The organism is Paenibacillus mobilis (assembly GCF_058267595.1).
In genome coordinates, this window is sequence record NZ_JBZCMS010000004.1 from 476,541 (window position 1) to 483,049 (window position 6,509).

Annotated in this window: 4 protein-coding genes; 3 read left to right on the forward strand and 1 reads right to left on the reverse strand. The window is 52.2% G+C overall.

What is annotated here, in order from left to right; genetic code table 11:
• Positions 1–118: 118 nt before the first annotated feature.
• A complete protein-coding gene (locus AC3ZPD_RS10845) occupies positions 119–3,184 on the forward strand; it encodes a non-ribosomal peptide synthetase (protein WP_490984288.1) in 3,066 nt (1,021 codons plus the stop codon).
• Between the two features lie 205 nt (positions 3,185–3,389).
• Here AC3ZPD_RS10845 and AC3ZPD_RS10850 read toward each other — a convergent pair whose 3' ends face one another.
• Complete coding sequence (locus AC3ZPD_RS10850) at positions 3,390–4,310, reverse strand: phosphotransferase family protein (protein WP_490984289.1); 921 nt, start codon at positions 4,308–4,310, stop codon at positions 3,390–3,392.
• Positions 4,311–4,507: 197 nt separating this feature from the next.
• On the opposite strand from AC3ZPD_RS10850, the gene AC3ZPD_RS10855 reads away from it, so the two are divergent.
• Both AC3ZPD_RS10855 and AC3ZPD_RS10860 read left to right on the forward strand, forming a co-directional pair.
• A complete protein-coding gene (locus AC3ZPD_RS10855) occupies positions 4,508–5,482 on the forward strand; it encodes an aldo/keto reductase (RefSeq protein ID WP_490984290.1) in 975 nt (324 codons plus the stop codon).
• Positions 5,483–5,817: 335 nt separating this feature from the next.
• A complete protein-coding gene (locus AC3ZPD_RS10860; protein ID WP_490984291.1) occupies positions 5,818–6,339 on the forward strand; it encodes a GNAT family N-acetyltransferase in 522 nt (173 codons plus the stop codon).
• Positions 6,340–6,509 lie beyond the last annotated feature (170 nt).

Sequence of the window (6,509 nt, forward strand, 5' to 3'; positions counted from 1 at the left end):
ACGTACACTTATACGCACTAATAATCAAACCATATAAGCCAGCAACTGACACCAAAACACGGCCGGAATTTGTTCTGCCTGTTTTGGTGTTTGGTTCCTAAGGAGAAGGAGAGAGAACATGTTACTGGAACAACTGATGGAGAGTAAACAACCTGCTTTCCCGTATTTGACGGAAGAACAACTTCAGAAAGAAACCCTCGCCAGCCTGTTTAGTAGAGCGGCCTCCCAACACCTGAACAAAATCGCCATTTCCTATGGTTCAAGAGAGATTACTTATGAACAGCTTGAACAGTTAAGCGGCCAGGTTGCCAATGCCTTGACGGCGGCGGGCCTGAAAAAAGGGGACTTTGTCGGTCTTTATATGGAACGCAGCCCGGAAACGGTCATTTCGTTATTAGGCGTCATTCGCGCCGGCGGAGTTTACGTCCCTATCGATCCCGAGCATCCGATTGAAAGAGTGCGTTATATCGTGGAAGACTGCAGCAGTAGATTTATTTTGTACAAAGAGCGTTATCAGGAGAGCGCGGCGGATTTGGCCGGGGAGGCTGGTCAAACCCATCTGCTTTCCCTGGAAGCCGTATTTGCGGAGTCGCCATCCGCCTTTACGGATGTCTCCCTGAAGCCGGACGATTTAGCCTATGTAATCTATACGTCGGGTTCGACCGGAAAACCGAAAGGAACATTGATCGCGCACCGCGGAGTCGTTAACCTGTACAACTCCATGACCCGTTCCCTGCAGCTTACTTCAGAGGATGTAGTGACCCAGTTCTCGACCTTCAGCTTTGACGCTTCCGTAGTCGATACGTTTGAAGCTCTGCTGAACGGCGCGCATCTGGCTCTGCTGACCAAAGAAGAGCAGCTGACGCCGGAACTGCTGGTCGACCTGCTTGAGCGCCGCAGCGTCACCCATATCGGCTGCCTGCCTACTTCGGTGTTTAACCGCATTGCCGAAACCACAACGACGGAGACGAAAAAGAAGTGGCGGACCGTCAAAACCGTCCTGGTGGCCGGCGAAGCGCTTCTGTCCGAGCATGTCCGGAAATTCCAAAGCAAATTCGGGACCGAAATCGTCATTATCAACGGTTACGGCCCAACGGAATGTACGGTGCTTACGACGATTTATAAAGTCGAGAAGGCCTGGAACAGCGCGGCAAACACGGTTCCGATCGGTTATCCGCTCGACAACTACATGCTTTACGTTGTTAAGCCGGACGGAACGCTGGCTCCGGATGGGGAAGAAGGGGAGCTTTACATTGCGACTCCGGGTTTATCCAAAGGGTATTTAAATTTACCGGAGAAAACGAATGAAGTTTTTATCGTGAACCCGTTTGATCCGGAAGGCCAATCCCAGATCTATAGATCCGGCGATATCGTAAGAAAACTGCCAGACGGCAGCATCGAGTTCCAGCACCGTAAGGACGGGCAGCTCAAGCTGCGCGGCTTCCGAATCGAAATTGGCGAAATCGAAAACGCGCTCTCCAAACATCCTCTGATTCTGGATGGAGCTGTAGTAGCCGTTACGGAACAAAGCGTAGTCAAACATTTGTCCTGCTTTTATTCCGAGAAAGCTCCCGTTTCCGTCAAGGACTTGAAGGAGCACCTGAAAAATTACGTGCCGCAGTACATGATCCCGGCTTATTTCTACCGTCTGCCGGAAATTCCGCTGTCTCCGACAGGCAAAGTAGACCGGAAATACCTGCTCGGCCTGGACAATCCGGAAGCGGCCGAGATGGCGGAGCCGTTCGAGGCGCCGGTCGGCGAACTGGAGACGATGCTGGCCAGGCTGTGGGCGGAAATTCTGGAGCTGCCGAAGGTAGGACGGAATGTCAGCTTTTTCGATATCGGCGGGGATTCATTGGCGGTAATGGCCGTGCTGTCGAATCTGAAGCTGGATTATCTGAATCTGCGGATGAATGATTTGTATGAGCATACCACGGTTGAAGCGTTGGCGGCTTTTATCTCGACGCTGGACAGCCAGGAGGAAGAAGAGGAGCCGCTTTTCGATGAATACAAGGATTTGGAAGAGCTGCCGGTGCTGCCGAAAATTCAGCTTCTCGCCGAAGACGGGCTGGGTTCGGACATTCTGCTGACAGGGGCAACCGGGTACCTGGGTTCGCATTTGCTTGCTGAACTGCTGGCTTCCACGCGAGCGAACGTTTATGTGCTGGTCCGGCCAAAAGCGGGCGAAAACGGCAGCCGCCGGATCCGGAAAACACTGGATTCCTATTTCGGCAGCGCCGTATTTGCCGGTCACGAAAAGCGGATTTTTGCCATTGAAGGGGACCTGGTCCAGGAGAATCTGGGATTGTCCGAAGAGGACCGCGCTTTTATTGCCGGAAACATCACTTCCATCATTCACGCGGGAGCCGATGTCAGACATTTCGGCAAATCGGAGGAGTTTCAGGCGACTAACGTAACGGGTACGCTATCGCTGATTGATTTCGTCTACGATAACCCGGCGATCCGTTTCCATTTTATTTCAACGATCGGCATTCCGGAGGATATGGCCGCAGCCGGCATCTGGGAGGATGTGAAGGACAGCCCAGAACGTTTCTATGACGTCAAGCTGGAAAGCGTTTATACCCACAGCAAACTGCTGGCGGAAAAAGTGGTCGCCGACGCGATTCAGCGCGGGCTGCCTTGCTCAATCTACCGGGCGGGCAACTTGTCCCTCCACAGCGGGACGGGACACTTCCAAACGAACATCAATGAAAATTTCTTCTACCGGATGATCAAGGCGTTCCTGCTGCTCGGCAAAGCCCCTGCGGTAAATACGCATATCGACATTACGCCGGTCGATTTTGCCAGCCGGTTTATGGTCAAGCTGATGCTTCGTCCGCTGCTGGGCGAAATTTATCATATCAGCAATCCGGACCAGCAGCGGTATGAGCTGTTGATCGCCTCCCTGATGGAGCTCGGATACAACGTCGACTTGCTGCCGAAAAAGCAGTTTGAGCGCTGGGTGCTGACAGAAGGACGAAGCATCAGCGAAGAAGCGGTGCAGCTTGCCGTTGCCCTGCTTGAAGGCGACGGAGTGCGGACAACGCCTTACCGCTACTCCAGCGAAGGTTCGTTCCGCAAAGCGGAAGGCCTGGAGCGGACGCCGGCCATGGAAGAATTGCTCCGCAAGCTGGTGGATCATGCCGTGAGCCGCGGTTATTTCCCTGAGGCAGGGAATAAATAAGACGGTTCATAGCATTTAAAAAGGAACAGGCGGTCCTGATACCCGAAATGAAGAACGGTGGATGGCTAGGCGTTCTTCAAACGGACACTTTTGGAGCCCCAAGTGTTCAAGATAAGAAGTAACCTTTAGGCTTATGCCTAAGGGTTATTTCTTTTATGATCTTTAGAATCAACTAATCTGTCGTATAGCAGCCAAAATGCAATCTTCACTGGCCAAGCCCCTTGACCGCGGCGAGCGCCTCGTCAACAAACTCCTTATGTTTGCTTCGCATATCCTGTTCTTTGGCCGCTTCAAGGCCCCAGTCGGACAGCTTCGAAGCCGGTTTCAGCGCTGCGCATAAATCCCAATAAGGCAGATGGGCATAACGGACATCAGGCATCCGCAGCTTGTATTCGGAGGTGAAAGCTTCGAAGGCTTCCCGTCCCCACGCCCATAAAATCTCCAAGCGGGCATTGGCAAAATCGGCCAGCGGATCCCCGGTGGCCGCGTCCTCCCAATCGATGACGGCCGAGATTCGGTCACCGTGCCAAAGCACATTGCCGGGCCAGTAGTCCCCATGCAGCAAAACTTCCTGGTTCCACGCCGGCAAAGGCCAAACGGACTCCAGCGTTTGCCGGATGACCTCTTCGCTGAGCGAGGTATCCGGCTTAACGGGAGTTTTGGCGAGCAGCTGTGTGTACAGGTTCGCCTGTCTTGGCAGAAAGGAATAATCATCGGCCTGAACTGGCAGCTGATGAAGCAAAGCCAGCTGAGCCGCAAGCTCACGGCCGCATTTGGCGAGATTGCCGGGCTGCCAATCGGCGTCGCTTTCCATGAGCTGCTGGACGAGATAGGGCATGTCCAGCAGCTCCCGGGATTCGTCCACGGCGTAAGGGACGGGGACCGCTAGTCCCGCTTTGTGCAGCCGGCTGAGAAGCCGGAATTCATCCTTCGCGATCCGGGGATTTCGGGCGAAGTCGGCTGCCCCGTGCCGGCGGAGGACTATCTTTTTCACCCTGCCGTCGGCCTGCCGGATTTCAAGACCGGTTACCTCGGCCGAGACGCCGCCCGTCAGCGTCCAGTGGCGGAGCAGGGTGGAGCCGGGGAATATTTTTTCCGTTATCTGCGGATAAGGGTTTGGCTGCATAAGGACACCTCATGGGATTGAAATTTTAGAAACAAGATTTTATATAGTTCGCTTGAAATTCATGGATTCCTTTTCTAGAGTTGCAGAGAGGGAAATGAAAAAGTTGTATATTCCGGCTGTACCGGTTTATAGTGATAATCAGTAGTTTCAAGGCACACAAGCAGTCCATACTGTCCAAATAGAAGGGAGAAGCAAAGATGAATTATCGGAAGTTGGGAGCAAGCGGATTAAACGTCTCGGTTCTCGGTTTAGGCACCAATGCGTTTGGCAAACGGGCGGATCAGGAGACCTCCGTAAAAATCATTCATCAGGCCATCGACAGCGGCATTAATTTTATCGATACGGCGAACATTTATGCGGGGACAGCCTCCGAATCGATTATCGGCGGGGCTTTGGCAGGCAGAAGGCAGGACGTGGTTTTGGCTACTAAAGCCGGCCTGAACCGCAGCGAAGGGCCTAACGGAAGCGGATCGTCGCGGTTCCATCTGCAGCAGGAGCTGGAGCAGAGTCTGAAACGTTTGAAAACCGATTATATCGATCTCTACCAAATCCATACCTTCGATCCTTATACACCGCTTGAGGAAACCCTGCGTACGCTGGACGACATGGTTGCTTCAGGAAAAGTCCGTTACATCGGCGCTTCCAACTATGCGGCATGGGAGCTGATGAAGGCGCTGGGCGTCAGCGAGCGGAAAGGTTTTGTACCCTACGTATCGATCCAGACCAGCTATTCCCTGGCGGACCGTACGCCAGAGCTGGAGCTCGTTCCGCTGTGCCTGGACCAGGGCGTCGGGATTATTCCTTATTTCCCTTTGGCCGGCGGTATCCTCACTGGAAAATACGCGGCAGCGGCCGAAGCGCCGGACGGCTCCAGAGCCCAAACCGATCCGAGCTTCCAGCGGTTTTTGGGCGAGAAGACGATCGAGCTTGGCCGACAGGTCGCCCGCCTGGCGGGGGATTTAGGCTGCTCGCCGAGCGCGTTGTCCATTGCCTGGCTGATGAACCGGCCGGCGGTTTCCACCGTCATTGTCGGCGCTACGCGGACCAGCCAGCTGGAGGACAATCTGGCAAGCATCGGTCTCCGATTGCCGGACGACGTGCTCAAGCAATTGGATGAGCTGAGCGCCTCCTTCCGCTACGGGGAGCCGTTTGCGGTTTACCGGCTGTCCTAACTAAGCGTTTACGAGCTTGTTGTTGTCAGGTGTAAATAGAATAGAAAGGGCTCCTGTAAGCAGGATGCCCTTTTTATTGTTAATAATTAGGCAGAAGACATGTTATGGAATCCGAGCCATACATAAAAAGAGGGAGAGAACGGAGTGATCTACGTTTTTTGCTGCTGCTTGCCTGCAATGTGATTTGATTGTTTCGTAGGCGGTTGTGGGAATTGTAGGCGGTTTGGCCTAGGGGGAATTCCAGCGGAAGCAGCCAAATGATTTTTTGGTTGAAGAGATTGCGTAAGTTATTATTCATTTTGGATAGATCCAATCGAGAGAGCGAGGGGGTAAATATGATTATTCTGGAGACGCCAAGGCTGTTCCTGAGGCCCTTTGAAAATGAAGATGTTTCTTCTTTGCATCCCATATATTCGGACCCGGAGACCATGAGGTTTTATCCGGCTCCTTTCAGCATGAAACAAACACGGGACTGGGTTAAAAGAAACCAGGACAGGTACATAAATGACGGTTATGGCTTATGGGCGGTTTGCCTAAAGGATACAAAAAAGGTAATAGGCGATTGTGGTCTGATTAAACAGAACCTGAACGGCAGCACGGAGGTCGAGATCGGTTACCATATCCATAGAAATCAATGGTCAAAAGGGTTTGCCACGGAAGCGGCCCAAGCTTGCAGGGACTATGGATTTGATGAGCTGGGGTTAAGCAAGTTGGTTAGCATCATTGCCCCTAAAAATGCGGCATCCGTCCGTGTAGCTGAAAAAGTAGGTTTTTCTTTGGAGAAAGAGGTTTTTATTTTCGGTAAAAATCATTTTATCTACTCCGGTTTTAGAGAAGGCGATAGTTTTTTAAAGTAAGTATCGTCGTGTTTATACCTTTCTAAAAAGAAAAGAAGCGGTTTTTCTGAACTGTACCCTTTGTCAAGGACACTTGTAAAAAAAGGGACTTGTGGTTTTAAGCCGCAGATAAAAGATGATTCCTGTACTGTACAGGAGTCATCTTTTTACGTCCCCATTGATATCTGTGG

Coding starts and splice junctions, on each gene's coding strand:
- AC3ZPD_RS10855 (WP_490984290.1), top strand. CDS start 4,508: ATGAATTATCGGAAGTTGGGAGCAAGCGGATTAAACGTCTCGGTTCTC.
- AC3ZPD_RS10845 (WP_490984288.1), top strand. CDS start 119: ATGTTACTGGAACAACTGATGGAGAGTAAACAACCTGCTTTCCCGTAT.
- AC3ZPD_RS10860 (WP_490984291.1), top strand. CDS start 5,818: ATGATTATTCTGGAGACGCCAAGGCTGTTCCTGAGGCCCTTTGAAAAT.
- AC3ZPD_RS10850 (WP_490984289.1), bottom strand. CDS start 4,310: ATGCAGCCAAACCCTTATCCGCAGATAACGGAAAAAATATTCCCCGGC.